Here is a 23,225-nt window from a genome sequence, read left to right as displayed (position 1 = left end):
AGTCGAGCGCGAGTTGAGGCACCGACCGAGAGGGGGCCCGGCGTGACGATCCTGGAGACGATTCGGGGGCCGCGCGATGTCAAGGCGCTGGCCGAGGAGGAACTGGCCGAACTGGCCGAGGAGATCAGGGAGTTCCTGGTCCACGCGGTGGCCCGCACCGGGGGTCATCTGGGCCCCAACCTGGGTGTGGTGGAGCTGTCGATCGCGCTCCACCGGGTCTTCGACTCGCCCGTGGACCGGCTGGTCTGGGACACCGGCCATCAGAGTTATGTGCACAAGCTGCTCACCGGCCGGCAGGACTTCTCCAAGCTGCGCGGCAAGGGTGGTCTGTCCGGCTATCCGTCGCGGGACGAGTCCGAGCACGACATCGTGGAGAACAGCCATGCCTCCACCGCGCTCGGCTGGGCGGACGGCCTCGCCAAGGCCGCTCAGGTACGGGGCGACGGCGGCCATGTCGTCGCGGTCATCGGCGACGGGGCGTTGACCGGGGGGATGGCCTGGGAGGCGCTGAACAACATCGCCGCCGCCAAGGACCGGCCGCTGATCATCGTCGTCAACGACAACGAACGCTCCTACGCGCCCACCATCGGCGGCCTCGCCAACCATCTCGCGACCCTGCGGACGACGGACGGCTACGAGCGCTTCCTGGCCTGGGGCAAGGAAGTCCTTCAGCACACCCCGGTGATCGGGCAGCCGCTGTACGAGTCGCTGCACGGGGCGAAGAAGGGCTTCAAGGACGCCTTCGCGCCGCAGGGCATGTTCGAGGATCTGGGCCTGAAATACGTGGGTCCGATCGACGGGCACGACATCGCGGCCGTCGAGTCGGCGCTGAGCCGGGCCAAGCGGTTCCACGGTCCGGTCCTCGTGCACTGCCTCACCGAGAAGGGCCGCGGCTACGAGCCGGCGCTCGCGCACGAGGAGGACCACTTCCATACGGTCGGGGTGATGGACCCGCTGACCTGCGAGCCGCTCGCACCGTCCAACGGGCCTTCCTGGACCTCGGTCTTCGGCGACGAGATCGTCCGGATCGGCGAGGAGCGGCCCGACGTCGTGGCGATCACGGCGGCCATGCTGCACCCGGTCGGCCTCGGCGCCTTCGCGGAGCGCTTCCCGGACCGGGCGTGGGACGTGGGAATCGCCGAACAGCACGCCGCGGTGTCGGCGGCCGGTCTCGCCACCGGCGGGCTGCACCCGGTCGTCGCCATCTACGCCACGTTCCTCAACCGGGCCTTCGACCAGCTCTTGATGGACGTGGCGCTGCACAAGTGCCCCGTCACCTTCGTGCTCGACCGGGCGGGCGTCACGGGCGCCGACGGCGCCTCCCACAACGGCATGTGGGACATGTCGGTCCTCCAGGTCGTTCCGGGCCTCAGGATCGCCGCACCGCGCGACGCACAGCAGCTGCGGGCCCAGCTCAGGGAAGCGGTCGACGTGGACGACGCACCGACCCTGGTGCGCTTCCCCAAGGAGTCGGTCGGCCCCGAGATCCCGGCGCTGGACCGGGTGGGCGGCATGGACGTACTGCACCGCGGGCCGTCGCAGGACGTACTGCTCGTCGCGGTCGGAGTGATGGCGCCGGTCTGCCTCAAGGCCGCGGAACTTCTCGAAGGCCGCGGCATCGGCTGCACCGTCGTCGATCCGCGGTGGATCAAGCCGGTCGACCTGGCGCTGCCCGAACTGGCCTCCACGCACCGGATGCTGGCCGTCGTCGAGGACAACAGCCGTGCCTCCGGAGTGGGTTCGGCCGTCACCCAGGCGCTGCAGGACGCCGAGGTGGATCTTCCGGTACGGAGCTTCGGCATCCCGGACCAGTTCCTCGCGCACGCCAAGCGGGGCGAGGTCCTCGCCGACCTGGGGCTCACCGCCGTCGACATCGCCGGGCGGATCGGGGCCACGTGGGACCGTAAGCAGAAAGAAGGAAGCCAAGGATGACGGACGAGGTCACGGGCGAGGTCGCCGGCGACGCCACGGTCGAGGCCGGCAAGGGCTTCGACCTGGGCAGGCTGCTGGCCGAGCGCGGCGCCGAACGGTACGAGCTGCACAGCCGCCACCTCAACCACCAGCTGCCGCGGATGCTGCACACCATCGGCTTCGACAAGGTGTACGAGCGGGCCGAGGGCGCGTACTTCTGGGACGCCGAGGGCCAGGACTACCTGGACATGCTCGCCGGCTTCGGGGTGATGGGGCTCGGCCGCCACCACCCCGTCGTCCGCAAGGCGCTGCACGACGTACTCGACGCCTCGCTCGCCGACCTCACCCGCTTCGACTGCCAGCCGCTGCCCGGTCTGCTCGCGGAGAAGCTGCTCACACACTCGCCGCATCTGGACCGGGTGTTCTTCGGCAACAGCGGTACGGAGGCGGTCGAGACCGCGCTGAAGTTCGCCCGTTACGCGACCGGGAAGCCCCGGATCCTCTACTGCCCGCACGCCTTCCACGGCCTGACCACCGGCTCGCTCTCCGTCAACGGCGAGTCGGGTTTCCGGGACGGCTTCGCGCCGCTGCTCGAGGACACCGCCGTCGCACTCGGTGATCTCGACGCGCTGGCAAGGGAGCTGAAGAAGGGCGACGTCGCCGGTCTGATCGTGGAGCCGATCCAGGGCAAGGGCGTCCTCGCGGCGCCGCCCGGATATCTGCGCGCCGCCCAGGAGCTGCTGCACAAGCACAAGGCGCTGCTCATCGCGGACGAGGTCCAGACGGGTCTCGGCAGGACCGGCGACTTCTACGCGTACCAGCACGAGGAGGGCGTCGAACCGGACCTGATCTGCGTGGCCAAGGCGCTGTCCGGCGGCTATGTGCCGGTCGGCGCCACGCTCGGCAAGGACTGGATCTTCAAGAAGGTCTACTCGTCGATGGACCGGGTCCTGGTGCACTCGGCGAGCTTCGGCTCCAACGCCCAGGCCATGGCGGCGGGTCTCGCGGTCCTGTCGGTCATGGAGGACGAGCGGATCGTGGCCAACGCGCGGGCCAGCGGCGAGCTCCTGAAGTCACGGCTCGCGGCGCTCGTGGACCGCTATGAGCTGCTGCATGACGTACGCGGCCGCGGGCTGATGATCGGCATCGAGTTCGGCCGCCCCAACTCGCTCAAGCTGCGCAGCCGTTGGGCTGCGCTGCAGGTCGCGCGCAAGGGTCTGTTCGCGCAGATGGTCGTGGTGCCGCTGCTGCAGAAGCACCGGATCCTCACCCAGGTCTCCGGGGATCATCTGGAGGTCATCAAGCTGATTCCGCCGCTCACCATCGGGGAGCGCGAGGTGGACCGCTTCGTCGAGGCGTTCACCGCCGTGATGGACGATGCGCACAGTGGCGGAGCGCTGATGTGGGACTTCGGGAAGACCTTGGTGAAGCAGGCGGTCGCCAACCGGTGAGCCCAGGCGTTTTGCCTCAGAGGCAAAAGATTTGCCGCTGAGGCAAGGTTCTGGCTGAATCGGCGGTATGAGTCCTGCCGACCCGGCGACACCGCAGCAGTCCACTGCCGACCCGGCGACACCGCAGCAGCCCACTGCCGGCCCCGCGCCGTCGCAGCAGTCCGACGCGCTGCTCGGTGTCGCGCCCCAGCTGCGGGCGCTGCGCCGCCGCGCGGCGCTCACGCTCGAAGCGGCCGCCGCGTCCGCCGGGCTTTCGCCCGCGCATCTGTCCCGGCTCGAGACCGGGCACCGCCAGCCGTCCCTGCCGATGCTGCTCACGCTGGCACGCGTCTACGGTACGACGGTCTCCGAGCTGCTCGGCGAGACCCCCGCCGAGCGCCAGTCCGTGCTCCGGGCCGCCGAAGCGGAGCCGAGCGTGGCCGGCGGCTGGACCTACCGCCAGGCCGGTGCGTCCGGGCGCGGAATGCAGGCGCTGCGCGTCCAGGTGCCTTACGGCGCGCAGGGCGACATCGTGCGCGTGCACCCCGGCGAGGAGTGGCTGTACGTCCTCACCGGCCGGCTGCGGCTACGGCTCGCCGACACCGCGTACGTCCTGGAGCCCGGAGACAGCGCCCACTTCGACTCGGCCACACCGCACCGCATCGCGGCCGACGGCCCGGAAGGGGCCGAACTCCTCTTCGTCCACACCCTGTTGCAGAGCCCGGTCGAGGCGCTCTGCCTCGGCGCGCACACGAAAGAGGTCCGGCGATGACATCCGAAACCGGTGAGGGGACGACCCACGAACTGGGTGGCGGGGCGGCACACGAATCCGGTGGCGGGCCTGCACACGAATTCGGCGGCGGGGCGACTCCCGAATCCCGGGGAGGCACGCGCCGGTTCATCGAGGACAAGTTTCCGCGCGGCCTGGTGATCAGGCTGTTCGTGTATCTGATCGCCGGGCACTTCTTCGCGTTCTTCGTGTATCTGCTGTTCGTGCTCGGAGGCCGGAACCAGTAGTCGGAGCGGGAACCACCAGTCGGAGGCCGGAACCCGTAGGTCCGGCCTCCGAGACTGCGTGGACGTACCGCAGATCAGTCGAGCAGCTTCGACCGCAGCTTCTCGCGGACCTCGGCCGTGGCACCCAGGCCCTCCTCCAGATAGCGCTCGACGGAGCCCCAGAGCTTCTCCATCTCGTCGAACGCCGCCTCCAGATATTCGGCGCGCGCGTCGAAGAGCGGGCTGAGCAGCTCCATCACCTCGGCCGACCAGGCCTCGGGGGCGTCGCTGGAGCGGCGCACCTTGTAGCGGCGGTGCTTGGCGTTGGACTCCAGGTAGTCCGTGATGATCGCCTCGCGCTCGACGCCGATCGCGAGCAGCGTCACCGCGATCGACAGGCCCGCGCGGTCCTTGCCCGCGGCGCAGTGCATCAGCGCCGGCACGCTGTCCTCGGCGAGCTCGGCGAGGACTCGCGCGTGATCGGCGGTGCGCTCACGGACGATGACGCGGTACGTGGTGGACATCCGCGCCGCGGCCTTGCCGTCGCCGAGGATCTTGCGGAGCTCGTCGACATGGCCGTCGCGGACCATCTGCCAGAACTCGGCGCCGTCCGCCGGGTCCGTCAGCGGCAGGTTCAGATTGCGCACCCCGGGCACCTCGACATCGGCGCCCTCGAGCCTCTGGTCGGCCGCGTTGCGGAAGTCGAAGATCGTGTGCAGACCGAGCGAGGCGAGGAACTGGGCGTCCGACTCGGTGGCATGGGCGAGATGACCGCTGCGGAACAGCACACCGTGGCGTACCCGCCTGCCGTCCGTGGTCGGCAGTCCGCCCACGTCGCGGAAGTTGCGTACCCCGGCGAGTTCGGGCTCTGTCGACGGGATCTGCTGCGTCACGGGGGCTCCTCCCACGGTGGTCGCCGGCAGGACTGCCGACGGCTGCGCACAGGTGCACGCGCATTCGACGATACGACATGGATTCCTGGGGCAATCATCTGCGCCCGCCCGCACATTCTGGCCAGTCGGTACGGGCGAACTCCATGCGAACGACGGGTGCCGGGCCATTGCGGCGGAGCGCGACGAGCGCGGATGATGTGCGCACCTGCGCGTACCTGTCGGAATGTGGTGACGAATGGTGGGGGCCCGATGATCGAGGTCGGCGGAGACGGACGGATCTGGCTGCTCTCGGGCCCTACGAGCAGCTATGCGCTGATGCTCAGTGAGCGCGACGAACTGCTCCATCTGCACTGGGGGCCACGCATCGCCCTCGCCGACGCCGAGGCGCTCGCGGTCCAACCCGAGCCTGCCGCAAGCGGGTTCGAGTCCCCGCTCGACGGACGCGAGGAGTACCCGGTCGAGGGCGGGGCGCGGTTCGTGCGACCCGCCCTGGCGGTGCGTACTCCTCAAGTACGCGGCACCGAATGGCGGTTCGCGCAGGCCGCGCAGGACGACGGGGTGCTGAAGCTCGGCTTCACGGATGACGTGCACGGGCTGCGCATCACCCTGCGATACGCGATGCGGGGCGATGTCGTCGAGCGCGACGCCGAACTCGTTCATGAAGGCAAGGGGCCGGCGGTCGAGATTCTGCGGGCCGACTCGGCGGCCTGGACGCTGCCCGAGCGCGACGCCTGGCGGCTCACCCAGCTGCACGGCCGCTGGGCGGCCGAGTCGCGGGTCGAGCGGGTGCCGCTCGCGTACGGGGAGCATGTGATCGGCAGCCGGCGCGGGCATACCGGGCATCAGTACCTGCCGTGGGTGGCGCTGGACGCCGACGGGGCGGGGGAGGAGCACGGCGAGGTCTACAGCTGCGCGCTCGGCTGGTCGGGCGCCTGGCGGATCGCCGTGCAGAAGCTGCCCGGCGGCCTGGTGCAGCTCACCGGCGGCACCGGACACGACGACTCGGGCCAGGTGCTCCTCGAACCCGGGCACACCTGGCGTACGCCGGTGTTCGCCGGGCTCTGGAGCGACGGCGGCTTCGGCGGGGTGAGCCGGGCCTGGCACGCGTATCAGCTGGAGCATGTGATCCCTGACGCGGACCGGGTGCGGCCCGTGCTGTTCAACTCCTGGGAAGCGACCGGTTTCGACATCTCCGCGCCGCAGCAGCTCGAACTCGCCCGCCACGCGGCCGAGATGGGCGTGGAGCTGTTCGTCGTGGACGACGCCTGGTTCGGGGCGCGGGTCAGCGACCGGGCCGGGCTGGGCGACTGGACCCCCAACCCGGATCGCTTCCCCGGCGGTCTGAAGCCCCTGGCCGATGAAGTGCACGCACTCGGTATGCAGTTCGGCATCTGGGTCGAGCCGGAAATGGTGAACGCCGACAGCGATCTGTACCGGTCGCATCCCGACTGGGTGCAGCACCATCCCGGTCGTACACGCACCGAATTCCGTAACCAGCTGGTGCTCAATCTGGCGCGCGAAGACGTCCAGGAGTATCTGTGGGAGCAGCTGCACACGCTGCTTTCCTCGGCGCCGATCGACTATGTGAAGTGGGACTTCAACCGGTGTTTCACCGATGCCGGCTGGCCGGGCGAGGCCTATCCGCAGAAGCTCTGGAATGAGCATGTGCATGCCTTTTACCGACTGCTCGACCGACTGCGCGCGACCCATCCCGGGGTGGCCTTCGAATCCTGCTCGGGCGGTGGCGGGCGTATCGATCTGGGCGTGCTGAGCCGCACCGACCAGGTGTGGACCTCGGACAACACCGACCCCCTCGACCGGCTCGACATCCAGCACGGATTCACCCACGTCCACCCGGCGCGGGTCATGGCCGCCTGGGTCACCGACAGCCCGAACGTGCAGTTGAATGGACGGGTCAGCTCGCTGCGCTTCCGCTTCGTGAGCGCGATGGCGGGGGTGCTCGGAGTCGGCGGTGACCTCGCCGAGTGGACACGGCAGGAACGCGACGAGGCGCGCTCGTGGGTCTCGCTCTACAAGGAGATCCGGGACACCGTCCAGCTCGGCGAACTGCACCGGCTGCGCGCCCCGCGGGGCGGACTGAGCGCGGTGCAGTACGTACGCGGGGACGAGCTCGTCGTCCTGGCGTGGCTGCAGGCCCAGCGGTACGGAGAGCCCGTGGCGCGGGTGCGCCTGCACGGGATCGCCGCCGACGCCTCGTACGAACTCCTCGGGACGGACGAGGTGTACCGGGGCTCGGTCCTGCTGCACCACGGACTGCGCACGGGCCTCAAAGGGGACTTCGATGCCGGTGTCTACCGGTTCCGTCGGGTGCGCCCCTAATGCCCGATTCGGGACCTAAGGGGTAACTGGCCCTGAAGTAAAGGGTGGTGGCGTTTCGGGCGTGAGCGGGATCATATACGTGACGGTGTGTGGCGATCTCCGTCGGTGAATTCCGCTGGGTATGCGGATGGTAAAGATCGTTTATCCACGCAGGGTGACGGTAATTCCCGGAATGGATCAGCTCCTGTGTGGTCCAAGGGAATTGAGATGTTTGTTTTCCGCCTCACCGCTCCCTTACGGTCACCGACAACCCGGTGGACGCCCAATCCTGCCGCCACCGGAATTCGCCCCACACCCGTGCACGGCAGGAGCGGGGGACCCAACGGTAAGACGCCGTTTCCGGTCCCACCGGAGCGGCTTGGGGTGAAGTCGCCTGGTGCGACGGGACATCTCCAGTCCTAACCCGACAGCTCACCTCGCAGGCGACGGAGAAGGAATGCGCCATGCCCGCGAAGGGTAAGCACCGCCGTCCCAAGTCCGCCCGCCTCACCCGCTCGTTCGCCGTCGCCGGCACGGGTGGCGCCGCCCTCGCCCTTCCGCTGCTCGGTGCGACCGGCGCCCAGGCCGCCACGCCGCAGGCCGCGGCGGTGGCCAGTGCCCCGGTGCAGAGCGTGCCGGTCAAGAAGGCCGAGTCGGCCGACAAGACCTACACCGTCGTCACCGGCGACTCGCTCTCCGCGATAGCCGACGACCTCGGCATCGAGGGCGGCTGGAAGCCGCTGTACGCCGCGAACAAGAAGGTCATCGGCGACGACCCGCGCCTGATCGTGCCCGGCGCGAAGCTCAAGATCGGAGCCGCGGTACAGGCCGCCGCCGGAGCCACCGGCACGGCGAAGGAGGCGCCGGCGGACGCCTCGAAGTCCTCCGTGCGGAGCGACGCCGGCACTGCCGGGACGGCCGAAGCACCGGCCGCCGAGGCTCCCGCGCCCAAGGCCGAGCAGGCCGCCGCCACCACCTCCGGCTTCACCGCCCCGGTCGCCGCCGGTGTCTCCACCCAGTACCGCACCGCGGGCTCCATGTGGTCCAGCGGCTACCACACCGGCACCGACTTCGCGGCCGCCTCGGGCACCCCGGTCAAGGCCATCGGCGAGGGCACCGTCGTCTCCGCGGGCTGGAGCGGCTCGTACGGCAACGAGGTCGTCATCCAGCACGCCGACGGCCGCTACTCGCAGTACGCCCATATGTCGCAGCTGTCGGTGTCCACCGGCCAGAGCGTCGCGGGCGGTACGCAGATCGGCCTCGTCGGCTCGACCGGCAACTCCAGCGGACCGCACCTGCACTTCGAGGTCCGCACCGGCCCGGGCTACGGCTCGGACATGGACCCCGTCGCGTACCTGCGCTCGTACGGCGTATCGCTCTCCCCCCGGCCCCCGGAGGCCCCGCCCGGTGCCGGGGCCCCATGGGCCCCGGACTACCTGGCATTTGGGATTTTGAGGCGTATTCCAGGTTGGACGAGACTTTACGAGTGTCCTATCTCACCAGCCGTCAAGAGGCACCTACGGTGGCGTAGGTCACGTACCGGGGTGAAAAATATGCCGACGTGGCAGACGATTCGACGACACCCGCAGCCCTCACCGCCGTGACCCCGGCGGTTTTCGCCTCCTATGTGGCCATCGGCGACAGCTTCACCGAAGGCGTCGGAGACCCTGGCCCCGATGGCGCCTTCGTCGGCTGGGCGGACCGGCTCGCCGTGCTGCTCGCCGACCGCCACCCCGAGCACAGCTTCCGCTACGCCAACCTGGCGGTCCGCGGAAAGCTGCTCGACCAGATCGTCGAGGACCAGGTTCCGCGCGCCAAGGAGCTCGCGCCGGAACTGGTCTCCTTCTGCGCCGGCGGCAACGACATCATCCGCCCGGGCACCGACCCCGACGATGTCGCCGAACGCTTCGAGCGGGCCGTCGCCGATCTGACGGCGGCCGTCGGCACGGTCGTCGTGACCACCGGCTTCGACACCCGCGACGTGCCGGTTCTCCGGCATCTGCGCGGAAAGATCGCCACGTACACCGCGCATGTACGGGCCATCGCCGACCGCTACGGGTGCCCGGTGCTCGATCTGTGGTCGCTGCGCTCGGTGCAGGACCGGCGCGCCTGGGACGGCGACCGGCTGCATCTGTCGCCCGAGGGCCACACCCGTGTCGCGCTGCGGGCCGCCCAGGTGCTCGGCCTGGAGATCCCCGCCGACCCCGACCAGGCCTGGCCCGAGCTGCCGCCGCGCACCGCGCTCGCGGTGCGCCGGGACGACATCCAGTGGGCGCGGGAGTACCTGGTGCCGTGGATCGGGCGCCGGCTGAGGGGGGAGTCCTCGGGTGACCATGTGTCGGCGAAGCGGCCGGATCTGCTGCCCTTGAAGGCGCCTGTCGGCTGATCCCTTCGCGGTCAGCTGCTCCCTTTGCGGTCCCCTGCGGGCCGACCCCCCTGTGCTCCCCTGATCCCTCCGCGGCCCCCGGCCGGCCGCCCCCCCCGCGGCCCCCCGTCGGCCGACGGGTGCGCCCGGTAAGCGTCGTACGGAGGGCTGGCGAGGACCGGGACGGAGTCGGGTACGCCCAGGTACGTGAGGATGCGCAGCACGAACGGGTCCGTGCAGATCAGGACCATACGGCCGTCGGTCAGGCCGAGGCGCGCCCGGAGCCGTTCGATCAGGGCGATCCCGCTGCAGTCGACGAAGGTCAACAGGCGGATGTCGAGGACGAGTTCGGCCGTCGGCAGGCGAAGCTCCTGGAGCAGCGGGTCCTCGATGTCCAGGACCATGGCCACGTCCAGCTCGCCGTGCAGCTCCACGGTGAGCCGCTCGCCATCGCGTCGCATCAGGGGCGTGGACTGTTGAGCGTCGGGAAACACCTTTCCCCCAGGTCGTCTGCTGTCGCAGCTCGGGCGACACCGGGGGCCGGGGTGTCCGGCGCCGAATCTAAGCGCCGTGCATGAAGTCGGGGTCGTGCGCCGGAGTGCTGTCACTCGATGGCGTGAATTTGAGGGGCCCCGCTTGACGTTCGCGGGTGCGGGGCGGGTGTTTGCCGGCTGGACCGGTGAGGTGACAGGGCGGTTCCGCCGGGAGTGGCGTACCGGCACGGCGGGCTGTCGGTGCTGGGATGTCCGCGCGCCCGGGCCGCCCCGCCCGGGCGCACCGCACCCCCGATCCGGAGGACCTCACCCCATGGCCGTACGCACTCCGTCCCCGCTCGTCGCCCGCGCCGCGGCGGCAGCCGCCCTCGCGGGCGGCATGCTCACGGCGGGCGCGGTCCCCGCACTCGCCGCGGAGCCGGCCGCCCCCGCACCGCACAGCGCTCCCGCCCCCGCGCCCGCCCTCGTGACCGTGACCGGTGACGGGCAGGCCACGGCGGCGCCCGACATCGCCATCCTGCACATCGGCGTCGAGACCACCGCGAAGACCGCACAGCAGGCGCTCGCCGCGCAGAACAAGGCGGCCGACGCGATGCTCGCCGCCGTGCGCGAGGCGGGCATCGCGGAGAAGGACGTCCGCACCGAGAGCCTCAACGTCTCGGCCGTCACCCAGCACGAGCCGAACGGTGCCAGCAAGGTCACCGGCTACCAGGCCGGACAGGTCTTCTCGGTGCGCGTCCGCGACATCGACAAGGCCGGCTCGGTTCTGCAGAAGGTCATGGACGCCGCCGGCGACGCGGGGCGGATCCACTCGGTGGCCTTCGACGTCGCCGACACCCGCAAGCTGCGCGAGCGGGCCCGTACGGCGGCGCACAGGGACGCACACGCCAAGGCCGCCCAGTACGCCGAGCTCAGCGGCATGAAGCTGGGGCGTCTCGTGTCCGTGAACGAGGGCGACAGCGGGATGCCGCGGCCGGTGGCGCTTCCGGCGGTGCAGTTCGACAAGGAAGGCGTGCCGGTCGCGCCCGGCGAGATCGAGGACCGGGTCACGGTGACCGAGGTGTACGAACTGCGCTGAGCCAACGGATCGGCATCGCAACGGACGGTACGGCCCGGTGGACTCGCATGTCCCCCGGGCCGTCGCGCTCAGCGCGCGTGTGTCCCCGGGCCGTCGCGCTCAGCGCGCGTTCCGTGTCAACGCCTCCCGGGCCAGGCCCAGTTCACGCGCCAGTGCCTCGTCCACCCAGGTCAGAATGGTCGTGCGGGAGGGGCCGGCGGCGTATGCGGTGTTCTGCACGGCGAGGCCGTCGAGCAGCGCGGTCAGACGCAGCGCGGCCGCGGCCGGATCCGGGCAGCGGAACTCGCCCGCCTCGACCCCCTCGCCGATGACCTCGGCGAGCGCGCACTTCCACTGCTGGTCGACGTCCCGTGTCACCTGGCGCAGCACCGGCTCGCGCAGACCCGCGGCCCAGCCCTCGATCCACAGCCGCCAGCCCTTGGCGCTGCCGGTCGGCGCGTACCACCGGATCGCGGCGCGCAGCCGGCGCAGCGCCGTGGTGCGACGGCCCAGGAGCTTGTGCAGATGGGCGAGATCGCCCTCGGCGGCGTACGCGAACGCCGCGGCGACCAGCTTCTCCTTGGTCGAGAAGTGGTACAGGACAAGGGCGTTGCTGACCCCGAGCGAGGCGGCCACGTCGGCGATCCGGACAGCGGCGACACCGCGCTGCTCGATCTGCTCGACGGCGGCGCGCAACAGTTCCTCGCGCCGCTCCTCCACACTCAACCGGACCCTTGCCACGCGCTCACCCTAGTTGGCGATCCCGGCCCGGGCGGGCCCGGGGTCAGCGGTGGTGGCCGTAGCGCCGCGCGATCTCGGCCAGCCGCTCCCCGGCGAGCGCATGCGCGGCCGAGCGGGGGGAGACGCCGTCCGCCGCGGCCCGTTCGAGGATCGCGTCCACCAGATCGCGCAGCGCTCGGCCGGTGTACGCGAACGCCTCGTCGGCGTCGGCGCCGATGTCCCCGAAGAGCGTCCACCACCACCAGGCGTTGGTACCGGAGTTGACCACGACATCGGGCAGCACGGTGATCCCGCGCTCGGCGAGCAGCCGCTCGGCCTCGGGCAGGACCGGCATATTGGCCGCCTCGACGATCCAGCGGGCCGTGATCCGTCCCTGATTGCGCTCGTCGATCGCATACGACACGGCGGCGGGGACGAGGATGTCCGCGTCCACCGACAGCCAGGCGTCGCCGGGCAGTTGACGGTCGGCCGGGCGCAGGGCGGCGCGGTCGACGGCGCCGTACGCGTCGCGCGCGGCGAGCAGCGCTTCGACGTCGAGACCGTCCGGGTTGGTGAGGGTCCCCCGGACGTCGGCCACCGCGACCACCTTCAGGCCGGCCCGGTCGAGGAAGCGGGCCGTCGCGCCGCCCATGGTGCCGAGTCCCTGCACGGCGACCCGGGTCCCCGCGTACGGGCTGCCCGCGCGGTCCAGGGCGGCGAGGGCGGACTCGGCGACGCCGCAGCCGCCGACGAGCTCGTCGAGACCGATGCCGTCCACCCGCAGCGCGAAGGCGTCCGCGAGCCGCTGCCGCGCCGCGGTCTCGTCGTCGAGCAGCGGGTACACGGCCTGGATCGACGAGACCAGACCGGCCTCCGCCATCGCCTTGTCGACCACGTCCTGGGTGAGGCCGAGGTCCTCGCCCGTGGTCCAGAAGCTCTCCACGTACGGGCGCATCGCCTGCAGATAGCGGACGAGCACGCCATGCGCCTCGGGGGAGCGCGGGTCGCAGTCGATGCCGCCCTTGGCGCCGCCGAGCGGGATGTACCGGGCGCCGGGCCGGTAGTGCAGGGCTTCCTTCATGGACATCCCGCGTGCCAGACCGGCCACTTCCTCGAGGGTGCAGCCCGCGCGCATTCTCAGGCCCCCGCTGCTGACCCCGCGCACCAACCGGTCCACGACGAGGTGTCCTCGGTGACCGGTGACGTGGTCGGTCCAGGTGAGGGTGAGCAGCGGCGTGTCGGGCATCGTGCCTCCGTGGGGGGAGCGGCTACTGATCGGCCGTTCAGTATCGGGAGGCGTCCGCGGACATGTCAACGCTGGCCGGGCGCCCAGTGCGACGGGCGGTGCAGCCCGTCGGGCAGCTGGGTCCGGGCGTCGCCCTTGGCCGCGTCCAGCTGGGACTGGGTGAGGTAGACCGTGTCGCGCAGGTCCGCGCCCGAGAGGTCCGCATCGCGCAGATCCGCGCCGATCAGGTCCGCCCGGCGCAGGTCGGCGCCCCTGAGGTCGGCGGCGACGAGCATCGCGCCGCGCAGGCTGGCGCCGCGCAGATCGGCCTTGGCGAAGCGTGCGGCGAACAGGTCGGCGCCGCGGTGGTTGCGGGGCCTGCCGGGTGCCTTTGCGCGGTGGAGGTCGCCGGCGCGCAGGAGCAGGGCGTTGACCTCGTGCCGTACGGCCGGGACATCGGCGGCGAGCAGCGTGTCGGCGTCCTTGCGGGTGAGGGCGTCGACCCCCTCGTACGAGGCGAGCAGCTCTCGGCGCATGGGGAGGGCGGCTTCGAGTGTGAGGGCCTCGGCGAGATGGCGGAGCAGTTCCTGCAGCTGCCGGACGACCGGGAAGACCGCGAACATCTGCCGGGCGGCCTGCTTCGAGGTGCGCCAGTCCTCGCCGACGAAGGTCACCTGGCTGACCTTCTGCCCGGCGCCGAAGCAGTCGAAGACGGTGCAGCCGGTGAAGCCCTTGGCGCGCAGGTCGGTGTGGATGCCGCAGCGGTAGTCCTGCTCGAGGTTCTTGCAGGGGGTACCGGCCGCCTTGTTCAGGGCGAAGTCGCTGGACTTGGCGAAGGGGAGGGCCACGCAGCACAGCGCGAAGCAGTTGGCGCAGTCGGCCCTGAGATCGGGGGAGTGAGGGGAGTGGCCGGTCGGGTCGGGTGCGGGGTGCCGGGCCGGGGCGGTGGGGCGGCGGGGTTCGGTGCCGCCCGGCGGCTGCTCGGGGCCCGAGCGGCCTTGCGTACGACGGTCCGAACCGCGCTCACCGGCGGTGGACCGGCCCCTGTGCGCCGCCGACCCGCCCTCGGCCTGGGCGGGCCTGCCGCCCGGCTCGCGATCCTGACGCGTGGGCTTCCTGCGCTGCCGTGACACCGTGCGGGTTCTCCTGTCGTGGGGCGGGCACCAGGGGCTGTCTCCCCGAGTCCTGCGTGCTCGCCGGGATCGGAGGGCCGGCCCCCGGGCGCGCCGCGATCCCCTCATTGTGCGAGGTGCCGGGCGCCCGTGTTGACCTGCCCCGCTCTCGGCGGATCCGGCCGCACTGCGTGATGATCCCGGCCGTGAACACACCGATACCGACGGCGGCCCAGATCACGAAGGCCACCTGCGCGACCTCCCCGTCCGCCCAGGTGTCCAGCCAGACGGCCGTGCCCAGGCCGAGTACGCCGAGCAGACCGGCGATGCGGGCCTCGGTCCGCGTCCGGTCGGGGCGTGGGGCGGGGCCGACGGTCATGGGGAGACATTCTAGGGCGCCTCGGTCATACGTTCGGCCGGTGGCCGGTCTGGTCGGTGGTCCACGGCTCGGTTGGTGGTCGGTCCGGTCGGTGGTCCACGGCTCGGTCGGTGGTCGGTCCGGTCGGTGGTCCACGGCTCGGTCGGTGGTCGGTCCGGTCGGTGGTCCACCGCCCGGTCGGTGGCCGCCGGCGGGTCCGGTCCGTGGTTCAGCCGGTGGGTATGCCGGGCCGTGGCCCACGGGTTCCGCCCAGCCGCCCCGCGGCCCCCGTATTCCGGGCCCGTCACCCCTGTGGCGTACCGCACGGGCCGCAGTCCCCGGAATCTTGCGCCCCCCTTCCACGTTGAGCAGGGCATGACGCCGACCAGCGCTGCGCCCTTCGTGCACGAGGGGCCGGTGCGCCCGCGCGCCCATACTGAAGCCCCCGCGACCCCCACCCTGGAGCTGCCGTGACCGCGCCGCGTTCCCTGAGTTCGTCTCTCCGCTCGCTCCGGCCTCTCGGGTTCGGCGCGGACCCGGCCGGTGAGCGCATGGAGCGCATCCGACGCTCGCCCAACTTCGCGAACGGCACCTTCCGGAACCCGGTCGACGCCAAGGTCGGGCCCCAGGGCTCGAAGGCCGCGTTCGCCAAGACGTACTTCGACAGGGAACAGCGCGCACGGCGCGCCCCCGCCGGCACGATTCCCGTGCACCCGACCACGCTGGCCGACCTGGCGAAGCCGCCGGCCAGCGGGCTGCGGATCACCTGGATGGGGCATTCGAGCGTGCTCGCCGAGATCGACGGCCGCCGCGTGCTCTTCGACCCGGTGTGGGGCGAGCGCTGCTCGCCGTTCTCGTTCGCCGGACCCAAGCGGCTGCACCCGGTGCCGCTGCCGCTCGCCGCGCTCGGCCCGGTCGACGTCGTGGTGATCTCGCACGATCACTACGACCATCTCGATCTGCCCACCATCCAGGCGCTGGCCGGTACGGACACGGTGTTCGCGGTACCGCTGGGCGTCGGTGCGCACCTGGAGCGCTGGGGCGTTCCCGCGGACCGGCTGCGCGAGCTGGACTGGAACGAGTCGGCGCAGGTTGGCGGCCTCACCCTGACCGCCACCCCGGCCCGGCACTTCTGCGGCCGCGGGCTGCGCAACACCCAGCACACCCTGTGGGCCTCGTGGGTCGTGGCCTCGGACCGGCACCGTGTCTTCCACAGCGGCGACACCGGCTACTTCCCGGGCTTCGCCGACATCGGCCGCGCGCACGGCCCCTTCGACGTGACGATGATCCAGATCGGCGCGTACTCGGAGTGGTGGCCGGACATCCACATGACGCCCGAGGAGGGCGTGCAGGCGCATCTCGACCTGCAGGGCGGCGCGCACGGGGTGCTGCTGCCGATCCACTGGGCCACGTTCAACCTCGCCCCGCACCCGTGGGAGGAGCCCGGCGAGGGCACCCTCTCCGGGGCGCACAAGGCCGGCGTCGAGCTCGCGCTGCCCTATCCCGGTCTGCCCTTCGAGCCTGCCGGACCGGTGCCGTCCGCGCCTTGGTGGCGCACAGTGGCGGCGCCTGCCGCGGGTATGGCCGATGCCGTCGTACCGCTGGAGAAGCAGTCACGGAAGCAGTCCGACACGGTGGTCACGCCGGCGAGCTAGCAGCCGGCCGTACGAGAAGAGGGCGGGGGCCCAGGACCCCCGCCCTCTTCTCATGCCGCCCCGCGATCCTCATGTCGCCCCGCGATGGCTCATGCCGCCCCGCGATGGCTCAAGTAGAGCGGCGCTCGATCAGCTCCGTCGGCAGTATCACCGCCGACGGATCCTCGCCCCCGATCTGGGCGAGCAGCACCCGCACCATCTCGTTGGCGATCCGGTCCCACGGCTGGCGGATCGTGGTCAGCTCGGGGGAGGAGGCGAGGGCCGCGGGCGAGTCGTCGAAGCCGCCGATCGCCACGTCCTCGGGCACCCTGCGGCCGGCCTTGTGCAGCGCGCTCAGTACGCCCTGCGCCATCAGGTCCGAGGCCACGAACACCGCGTCCAGATCCGGCGCCGCCGCGAGCAGCCGCTCGGCGGCCGCCTCGCCGCCGGCGCGGCTGTAGTCGCCGTGCTCGATCAGCCGGTCGTCGGGGGCGATCCCCAGCTCGGCCAGGACCTCCCGGTAGCCGGCGAGCCGGTCCACCCCGCCCGGGGTGTCCAGCGGACCGGTGACGGTGGCGATGCGCCGGCGCCCCGACTGGTGCAGAAAGCGCACCATGTCGCGCGCACCGTCGCGGTCGTCGGCGGCCACGTAACTCACCTTGGACGCCTGCCCGATGGGCTTTCCGCAGGCCACCAGCGGCACCCCGGCCGCGCGCAGCTCCTCGGCCACCGGGTCGCCGGAGTGGCTGGAGACCAGGAGCACCCCGTCGACATGACCGGCCGTGATGTACCGCGTGATGCGGCGGCGCTCGTCCTGCGTGCCCGCCAGCATCAGGAGCAGCGGAATGTCGTACGCGGCGAGCGCCTGCGTACAACCGCGAAGCAGGACATTGAAGTTGGGGTCCTCGAAGAAGCGCTCCTGCGGTTCGGTGAGCAGAAAGCCCACCGAGTCCGAACGGCCGGTGATCAGCGACCGGGCGTGCCGGTTGACCACATAGCCGGTCGACTTGATCGCCGCCTCGACCGCCTCGCGCGCCGCCGGTGACGCATAGTGCCCGCCGTTGAGCACCCGCGAGACGGTGCCCCGGGAGACACCGGCCTCGCGCGCGACGTCATGAATGGTCGGCGCCTTGCGCCTGGCCCCCGCGTTGCTCATGGTCACGACTTTACGGCTCCGGACAGCAGATCGAGGCTCCAGAAGCGCTGGATGACCAGGAAGAGGGCGATCAGGGGAAGTACCGCGAGCAGCGCGCCCGTGATGACGAGGGTGTACAGGGCGGGGGTGTTGGCGCCCTGTTCGAGCAGCGTGTAGAGACCGAGCGTGATCGGGAACTTCTCGTCGTCGCTCAGCATGATGTACGGCAGCATGAAGTTGTTCCAGACGGCGACGAACTGGAACAGGAACACGGTCACCAGACCCGGCACCATCATCGGCAGCGCGATCCGCGTGAAGATCCGCAGTTCGCCCGCCCCGTCCATCCGGCCCGCCTCCACCACATCGGAGGGCACGGCGGCGGCCGCGTAGATCCGCGCGAGGTACACGCCGTACGGGGAGAGGATCAGCGGCAGCAGCACCGAGGCGTACGAATCGGTCAAGTCGGCCTCGGCGAGCAGCAGATACTGCGGTACGGCCAGGATCACCGGCGGCATCAGGACGCCGGCCATCAGCACGCCGAACACCGTCTCGCGGCCGCGGAAGCGGTAGATCGCGAGCGCGTAGCCGCTGACCGCGGAGACCGCGGTGGACAGCAGGGCGCCGAGGCCCGCGTAGAGCGCGGAGTTGCCCATCCAGGTCCAGTACACGCCGTCGCGGTACGCGCTCAACTCGGCGACGTTGTCGGCGAATCCGGTGCCCGGCAGGAAGGTGAACGTGGAGAACAGTTCGGTGCCCGACTTGGTCGCCGCGATCGCCACCCACGCCACCGGCAGCAGGCAGTACAGCGCCCCGACGACCAGCGTGAGCGTCGGGATCAGGGCGATACGGGGGCGCGGCGGCGGCCCTTGGGCCGTGCCGGGCGTGGTGCCCGCGGCGGGCACCGTCTTGCGTACGGCGAGGGAGCTCATCGGGCTTCCTCCTGCTTGGTGCGGGAGTTCGCGAGGCGCAGGAAACCGAAGGACAGGACCAGGGTGACCAGGGCGATCACGACGGCGGTCGCGGCCGCCGCGTGGATGTCGCCCTTGCCGAAGGCGTCCTGGTAGACCTTCATCAGCGGACTCCAGGTGGTGGACAGGGAGTTGGTGAGGGGGCGCAGCGTGGTGGGTTCGCTGAACACCTGGAGCGTCGCGATGATCGAGAAGAAGAAGGTGAGCACCAGCGAGGGCGCCACCATCGGGATCTTGATCTTCAGGGCGATCTGCAGAGGGCTGCAGCCGTCCAGCTTGGCCGCCTCGTACACCTCGACGGGGATCGCCTTGAGCGAGGTGTAGATCACGATCATGTTGAAGCCGGTGCCGCCCCAGACCGCGATGTTCGACAGCGCGATGTACAGCGGACCGCCGTCCAGGAGATCCGGCTGCGGCAGACCCGCCCTGTCGAGGAGGTAGTGGAGCGGGCTGACGTCCGGGAGATAGAGGAAGCCCCACAGGAGCGCGGCCACCACCCCCGGGATCGCATACGGCAGGAAGATCGCGAGCCGGGTGACCGGGGTGAACCGGACCCGTTCGCTGTCCAGCATCAGCGCGAAGAGCAGCGCGAGGCCGAGCATCACGGGAATGACGATCAGGCCGTAGCCGAGCACGCGCAGGGCGCCGTCGAGGAGTTCGGAGTCGGTGAGGGTGTCGGCGTAGTGGGACAGGCCCGCCCACACCTCCTCGCGGGCACCGCTGCCGAGGCCGAGGCCCTTGACCTCGATCCTGTGCAGCGACAGCCAGACCGCGTACCCGATGGGGAGCGCGAAGAACAGGGCGAAGAGGACGACGGCCGGCAGGAGGAAGGCGTACGGGGCGCCCTTCACCCCGTACGGCCTCCGGCGTGCGCGTGTCACTCGGCGACCTCGAAGCCCTGCTTCTCGAGGTCGGTGACCGTGGCGTCCTGCATCGTGCTCAGCGCGGCGGCGAAGTCCGACCTGTCCTTGGCGGCCTTGGCGAAGGCGTCCTTGAAGGAGGTGTACGCGACGTTGACGTTCGGACCCCAGGCGGAGGGCGCGGTGGTCTTCGCGATGTCGGCGGCGCGGGTGTAGAAGTCGGGCTGGTTGGCGAAGAACGCCGGCGGCTGGGCGAACGCGTCCGAGGTCTGCGCGGTGGTGGCGGCCGGGTAGATGCCGCCCTCCTTGGCGAGTGCGGCCAGGGCCTTCGGGTCGGTGTTCAGCCACGCGGCGAACTTCGCCGCGGACGCCTGATGCTTGGAGTCGGTGGTCACCGCGGTGGACGAGCCGCCCCAGCTGCCGGTGGACTGCTCACCCTTGTTCCACTGGGGGAGCGGGGCCATCGCCCACTTCTCCTTGGTGTCGGGCGCGGCGGTGGTCAGGGTGCCCGGCGCCCATACGGCGCTGACCCAGGCGATCTGCTTGCCGGTGTTGAGCGCCTTGTTCCAGGCCGGGGTGTACATCGGCTGGTTGTCGATCGCGCCTTCCTCGACGAGACCGCCCCAGAAGTCGGCGACCTTACGGGTCGCCGCGTCGTCGATACCGACCTTCCACTTCTCGCCCTCGGTGGTCCACCACTTGGCGCCGGCCTGCTGGGCGAGGCCCGCGAAGAGGCCCGAGTCATTGGCGGAGAACGTGGTGAGTGCCTTGTCCGGCGCCTTCTTCTTCAGGGCGCGGGCGGTCTCGGCGAACTCGTCCCAGGTGGCCGGGACCTCGAGGCCGTACTGCTTGAAGAGGTCCTCGCGGTAGTAGAACATCATCGGCCCGGAGTCCTGCGGCACCGCGTACACCGCGTCCGAGCCGAGCGTGGTCTGCTGCCAGACGCCGTCCGCGAACTTGCCCTTGATACCGTCGACTTCGCCGGATATGTCCGCGAGCGCGTCATTGCTGCCGAGAGTGGGCAGCGCCTGGTACTCGGCCTGCACCAGGTCCGGTGCCTTGCCCGCCTTGTGCGCCGTGAGGATCTTGGTGACCAGCGTGTCGCCGGACGCCTGCTTCTTCACCGTGACCTTGATCTGCTGCTTCTTGCCCGGCCCCTCGTTCCAGAGGTCCACGACCTTGTCCATGCCGGGCGTCCACGTCCAGTACGTGAGCGAGGCGGGGCCCGAGGCGGTCCCGCTGTCGTCGCCGTCGGACGAGCCGCAGGCGGTGAGGGCGGTCGCGCCGAGGGCGACCGAAACGGCGGTGGCGCTCCAGCGGAGCAGACGCCCGTGAGGGGTGTTCGGCATGGATCTCTTCTCCCTGACCTGAATGACGGCCTGAATCCGGCCCGTTCTGTCGGCTTCCGGCCACGCGTTGGCGTGGGCGGAACGTGCCGATCGGCAGTGCGGACGGAGGGTGGCCTCGAGCCACCGGTCGTGCTTCCGGGGCTCACCATGTCTCTGTGAGCGTTCACAGTAGAGAAACACCTAGGACACTTGTCAATGGTCTGCGAGGCTGCAATTGTGTGCGGGCACGCTGGCTGAGCCAATGTGTGCACGTTCCCAGTAGATCGAAGCCCGGGAGAAGATTCATGGCGGACACCACCCGCGCAGGCGAGCCGGATGCGGCTCCCGTAGACCTGACGCGCCTGGCCTTCGGCGGTGACTACAACCCCGAGCAGTGGCCGGAAAGCGTCTGGGCCGAGGACGTCGGTCTGATGCGCGAGGCCGGCGTCACGATGGTGAGCGTCGGGATCTTCTCGTGGGCGCTGCTCGAACCCGCCGAAGGCGCCTATGAGTTCGGCTGGCTCGACCGCGTCCTGGATCTGCTGCACGACAGCGGCATCCGCGTGGACCTGGGCACGCCCACCATGGCGCCGCCCGCCTGGTTCTACCGCGCCCACCCCGAAGCGCTGCCGGTCACGGCCGACGGAGTGCGCTACGCGTTCGGCTCACGCGGCGCGATCTGCCACAGCAGTCCGGCGTACCGCGAGGCCATCTCCCGTATCGCGACCGCGCTCGCCACCCGCTACGCCGACCACCCCGCGCTCGCCCTTTGGCACGTCCACAACGAGTACGGCGTCCCGGTCTCCGCCTGCTACTGCGACACCTGCGCGGCCGCCTTCCGGCTGTGGCTGCGCGAGCGGCATGGCTCGCTCGAAGCCGTCAACGAGGCCTGGGGGACGGCCTTTTGGAGTCAGCGTTACGGGAGCTTCGACGAGATCAACCCGCCGCGCACCACACCCACCGTGGGCAACCCCGCCCAGGCGCTCGACTACCGGCGCTTCGCCGACGCGATGATGCGCGAGAACTTCCGTACCGAGCGGGACATCCTGCACCGGCTGTCCCCGGGTGTGCCCGTGACCACCAACTTCATGACCGCGCTCAGTCAGTGCGACTCCCTCGACTACTGGGCCTGGGGCCGCGAGGTCGACCTGGTCACCAACGACCATTACCTGATCACCGACGGCCGGCGCACCCACGTCAACCTCGCCATGGCCGCCGACCTCACCCGTTCCGTCGCGGGCGGTGCGCCCTGGCTGCTTCTGGAGCACGCCACCAGCGGCGTCAACTGGCAGCCCCGTAACCCCGCGAAGGCCCCGGGTGAGATGGCGCGCAACTCGCTCTCGCATGTGGCGCGCGGCTCCGAGGGCGCGATGTTCTTCCAGTGGCGCCAGTCGCGGCGCGGCGCCGAGAAGTTCCATTCGGCGATGCTGACGCACGCCGGCACCGATTCGCGGGTCTGGCGCGAGGTCGTCGAACTGGGCGCGGACGTCGGTGCGTTGGCGGAGATCCGCGGCACCCGTACCGTCGCCGACGTGGCGGTCCTGTGGGACTGGCACTCCTGGTGGGCGCAGTCCCTGGAGTGGCGCCCCAGCGAGGACCACGACGCACGCGAACGCGCCGACACCTTCTACGAGGCGCTCTACGACCAGCACCTGACGGTCGACTTCGCCCACCCGGAAGCCGACTTGTCGGCCTATCCCCTTGTCGTCGTGCCCGCGCTCTATCTCGCCACCGAGGCGGCCGGGCGCAACCTCCGCGCGTACGTGGAGGGTGGCGGCACGCTGGTCGTCTCGTACTTCTCCGGCATCGTCGACGAGTCCGACGGCGTCCACCCCGGTCCCTACCCGGGTGTTCTGCGCGATGTACTCGGCCTCACGGTCGAGGAGCATTCGCCGCTCCTGAAGGGGCAGCAGGTCACGCTCGCCGGACCGGACGGCGCCGCACTCACCGGTGACGTGTGGACCGAGTTCGTGGTCGAGCGCGGCGCCGAGACCGTCTGGTCGTATACGGACGGACTCGCCGCGGGCCGCCCGGCCGTCACCCGCCACCGCCTCGGCGAAGGCACCGCCTGGTACGTGTCCACCCGTCTGGATGCCGAAGCCCTGGCCGCGATCCTCGCCCCCGCCTGCGCGGACGCCGGGATCGAGCCGCGCGACGAACTCCCGCGCGACGTCGAGGTGGTACGCCGCAGCGGGGCCGCCGGAGAGTACCTGTTCGCGATCAACCACACCGGTGCGGACGTCAAGATCCCGCTGCCGGACGCGGGCACGGAACTGCTCACGGTCGACCGCGCCTCGGGACGGCTCACCGTGCCCGCGGGTGCGGTGCGGGTCGTACGCCTCGACGGCTAACGCCTGTCTTGTGGATGGGTGGATGGGCCCCAGCCGCCCTGCGCCCTCGTCGCCCCGCTGCCGGATGCG

General features: G+C 70.9%; 19 protein-coding genes, 1 pseudogene and 1 riboswitch. Of the genes and pseudogenes, 10 read left to right on the top strand and 10 right to left on the bottom strand.

Features of this window, described 5'->3' with window-relative positions; all coding sequences use genetic code 11:
• Positions 1 to 42 precede the first annotated feature (42 nt).
• The 4 genes from dxs to JAO81_RS43900 all read left to right on the top strand — a co-directional run bounded on the left by dxs (position 43) and on the right by JAO81_RS43900 (position 4,358).
• Entirely contained in the window at positions 43 to 1,932 is a 1,890-nt protein-coding gene (dxs, locus tag JAO81_RS02640) for a 1-deoxy-D-xylulose-5-phosphate synthase (RefSeq protein ID WP_199546075.1), read from the top strand.
• A complete protein-coding gene (locus JAO81_RS02635) occupies positions 1,929 to 3,362 on the top strand; it encodes an aspartate aminotransferase family protein (protein ID WP_199546074.1) in 1,434 nt (477 codons plus the stop codon). The genes dxs and JAO81_RS02635 overlap by 4 nt, the downstream gene beginning before the upstream one ends.
• Before the next feature lie 67 nt (positions 3,363 to 3,429).
• Entirely contained in the window at positions 3,430 to 4,113 is a 684-nt protein-coding gene (locus JAO81_RS02630) for a helix-turn-helix domain-containing protein (RefSeq protein WP_199546073.1), read from the top strand.
• Positions 4,110 to 4,358: a DUF6126 family protein gene (locus tag JAO81_RS43900; RefSeq protein ID WP_233414827.1), complete on the top strand. Its 249-nt coding sequence runs from the start codon at positions 4,110 to 4,112 to the stop codon at positions 4,356 to 4,358. The genes JAO81_RS02630 and JAO81_RS43900 overlap by 4 nt, the downstream gene beginning before the upstream one ends.
• Before the next feature lie 74 nt (positions 4,359 to 4,432).
• Here JAO81_RS43900 and JAO81_RS02620 read toward each other — a convergent pair whose 3' ends face one another.
• Entirely contained in the window at positions 4,433 to 5,230 is a 798-nt protein-coding gene (locus tag JAO81_RS02620; RefSeq protein ID WP_199546072.1) for a tyrosine-protein phosphatase, read from the bottom strand.
• Positions 5,231 to 5,479: 249 nt separating this feature from the next.
• On the opposite strand from JAO81_RS02620, the gene JAO81_RS02615 reads away from it, so the two are divergent.
• The 3 genes and pseudogenes from JAO81_RS02615 to JAO81_RS02605 all read left to right on the top strand — a co-directional run bounded on the left by JAO81_RS02615 (position 5,480) and on the right by JAO81_RS02605 (position 9,935).
• Positions 5,480 to 7,570 carry an alpha-galactosidase gene (locus JAO81_RS02615; protein WP_199546071.1) on the top strand — a complete coding sequence of 697 codons (2,091 nt, stop codon included), beginning with the start codon at positions 5,480 to 5,482 and terminating at the stop codon, positions 7,568 to 7,570.
• A gap of 275 nt (positions 7,571 to 7,845) precedes the next feature.
• Positions 7,846 to 8,010: riboswitch (cyclic di-AMP (ydaO/yuaA leader) on the top strand.
• Between the two features lie 3 nt (positions 8,011 to 8,013).
• Positions 8,014 to 8,928: pseudogene (locus JAO81_RS02610) on the top strand (peptidoglycan DD-metalloendopeptidase family protein); the annotation flags it as partial.
• Between the two features lie 182 nt (positions 8,929 to 9,110).
• Complete coding sequence (locus JAO81_RS02605; RefSeq protein ID WP_199546069.1) at positions 9,111 to 9,935, top strand: SGNH/GDSL hydrolase family protein; 825 nt, start codon at positions 9,111 to 9,113, stop codon at positions 9,933 to 9,935.
• 11 nt (positions 9,936 to 9,946) lie between these two features.
• Here JAO81_RS02605 and JAO81_RS02600 read toward each other — a convergent pair whose 3' ends face one another.
• On the bottom strand, positions 9,947 to 10,375 hold the full coding sequence (locus JAO81_RS02600) for an STAS domain-containing protein (RefSeq protein ID WP_199546068.1): 429 nt from the start codon (positions 10,373 to 10,375) through the stop codon (positions 9,947 to 9,949).
• 346 nt (positions 10,376 to 10,721) lie between these two features.
• Here JAO81_RS02600 and JAO81_RS02595 point away from each other — a divergent pair, with 346 nt between their 5' ends.
• Positions 10,722 to 11,486: an SIMPL domain-containing protein gene (locus JAO81_RS02595; RefSeq protein ID WP_199546067.1), complete on the top strand. Its 765-nt coding sequence runs from the start codon at positions 10,722 to 10,724 to the stop codon at positions 11,484 to 11,486.
• A 99-nt stretch (positions 11,487 to 11,585) separates the two neighbouring features.
• Here the strand turns inward: JAO81_RS02595 and JAO81_RS02590 are convergent, their stop codons facing one another.
• The 4 genes from JAO81_RS02590 to JAO81_RS42150 all read right to left on the bottom strand — a co-directional run bounded on the left by JAO81_RS02590 (position 11,586) and on the right by JAO81_RS42150 (position 14,901).
• Positions 11,586 to 12,206 (bottom strand): TetR/AcrR family transcriptional regulator, encoded by a 621-nt coding sequence (locus tag JAO81_RS02590; protein WP_307813114.1) that lies wholly within the window; start codon positions 12,204 to 12,206, stop codon positions 11,586 to 11,588.
• A gap of 43 nt (positions 12,207 to 12,249) precedes the next feature.
• Positions 12,250 to 13,431, bottom strand: a complete 1,182-nt coding sequence (locus JAO81_RS02585; protein WP_199546066.1) for a glutamate dehydrogenase — start codon at positions 13,429 to 13,431, stop codon at positions 12,250 to 12,252.
• Positions 13,432 to 13,496: 65 nt separating this feature from the next.
• On the bottom strand, positions 13,497 to 14,267 hold the full coding sequence (locus JAO81_RS02580; protein ID WP_233414848.1) for a pentapeptide repeat-containing protein: 771 nt from the start codon (positions 14,265 to 14,267) through the stop codon (positions 13,497 to 13,499).
• Positions 14,268 to 14,433: 166 nt separating this feature from the next.
• Positions 14,434 to 14,901, bottom strand: a complete 468-nt coding sequence (locus JAO81_RS42150) for a hypothetical protein (protein ID WP_233414826.1) — start codon at positions 14,899 to 14,901, stop codon at positions 14,434 to 14,436.
• Positions 14,902 to 15,350: 449 nt separating this feature from the next.
• Here JAO81_RS42150 and JAO81_RS02575 point away from each other — a divergent pair, with 449 nt between their 5' ends.
• Complete coding sequence (locus JAO81_RS02575) at positions 15,351 to 16,535, top strand: MBL fold metallo-hydrolase (protein WP_307813113.1); 1,185 nt, start codon at positions 15,351 to 15,353, stop codon at positions 16,533 to 16,535.
• A gap of 109 nt (positions 16,536 to 16,644) precedes the next feature.
• On the opposite strand, the gene JAO81_RS02570 is transcribed toward JAO81_RS02575, so the two are convergent.
• The 4 genes from JAO81_RS02570 to JAO81_RS02555 are packed head-to-tail and all read right to left on the bottom strand — an operon-like array spanning position 16,645 to position 20,826.
• On the bottom strand, positions 16,645 to 17,676 hold the full coding sequence (locus JAO81_RS02570; RefSeq protein WP_199546063.1) for a LacI family DNA-binding transcriptional regulator: 1,032 nt from the start codon (positions 17,674 to 17,676) through the stop codon (positions 16,645 to 16,647).
• A complete protein-coding gene (locus JAO81_RS02565) occupies positions 17,673 to 18,578 on the bottom strand; it encodes a carbohydrate ABC transporter permease (protein ID WP_199546062.1) in 906 nt (301 codons plus the stop codon). The genes JAO81_RS02570 and JAO81_RS02565 overlap by 4 nt, the downstream gene beginning before the upstream one ends.
• Positions 18,575 to 19,498 (bottom strand): carbohydrate ABC transporter permease, encoded by a 924-nt coding sequence (locus JAO81_RS02560; RefSeq protein WP_199546061.1) that lies wholly within the window; start codon positions 19,496 to 19,498, stop codon positions 18,575 to 18,577. The genes JAO81_RS02565 and JAO81_RS02560 overlap by 4 nt, the downstream gene beginning before the upstream one ends.
• On the bottom strand, positions 19,495 to 20,826 hold the full coding sequence (locus JAO81_RS02555) for an ABC transporter substrate-binding protein (RefSeq protein WP_199546060.1): 1,332 nt from the start codon (positions 20,824 to 20,826) through the stop codon (positions 19,495 to 19,497). The genes JAO81_RS02560 and JAO81_RS02555 overlap by 4 nt, the downstream gene beginning before the upstream one ends.
• 284 nt (positions 20,827 to 21,110) lie before the next feature.
• Here JAO81_RS02555 and JAO81_RS02550 point away from each other — a divergent pair, with 284 nt between their 5' ends.
• Positions 21,111 to 23,156, top strand: coding sequence for a beta-galactosidase (locus tag JAO81_RS02550; protein ID WP_199546059.1), 2,046 nt, complete (start codon positions 21,111 to 21,113; stop codon positions 23,154 to 23,156).
• Positions 23,157 to 23,225 lie beyond the last annotated feature (69 nt).

Source organism: Streptomyces sp. N35 (assembly GCF_016464295.1).
GTDB lineage: Bacteria > Actinomycetota > Actinomycetes > Streptomycetales > Streptomycetaceae > Streptomyces.
This window is presented reverse-complemented; position numbering and strand designations above follow the sequence as displayed.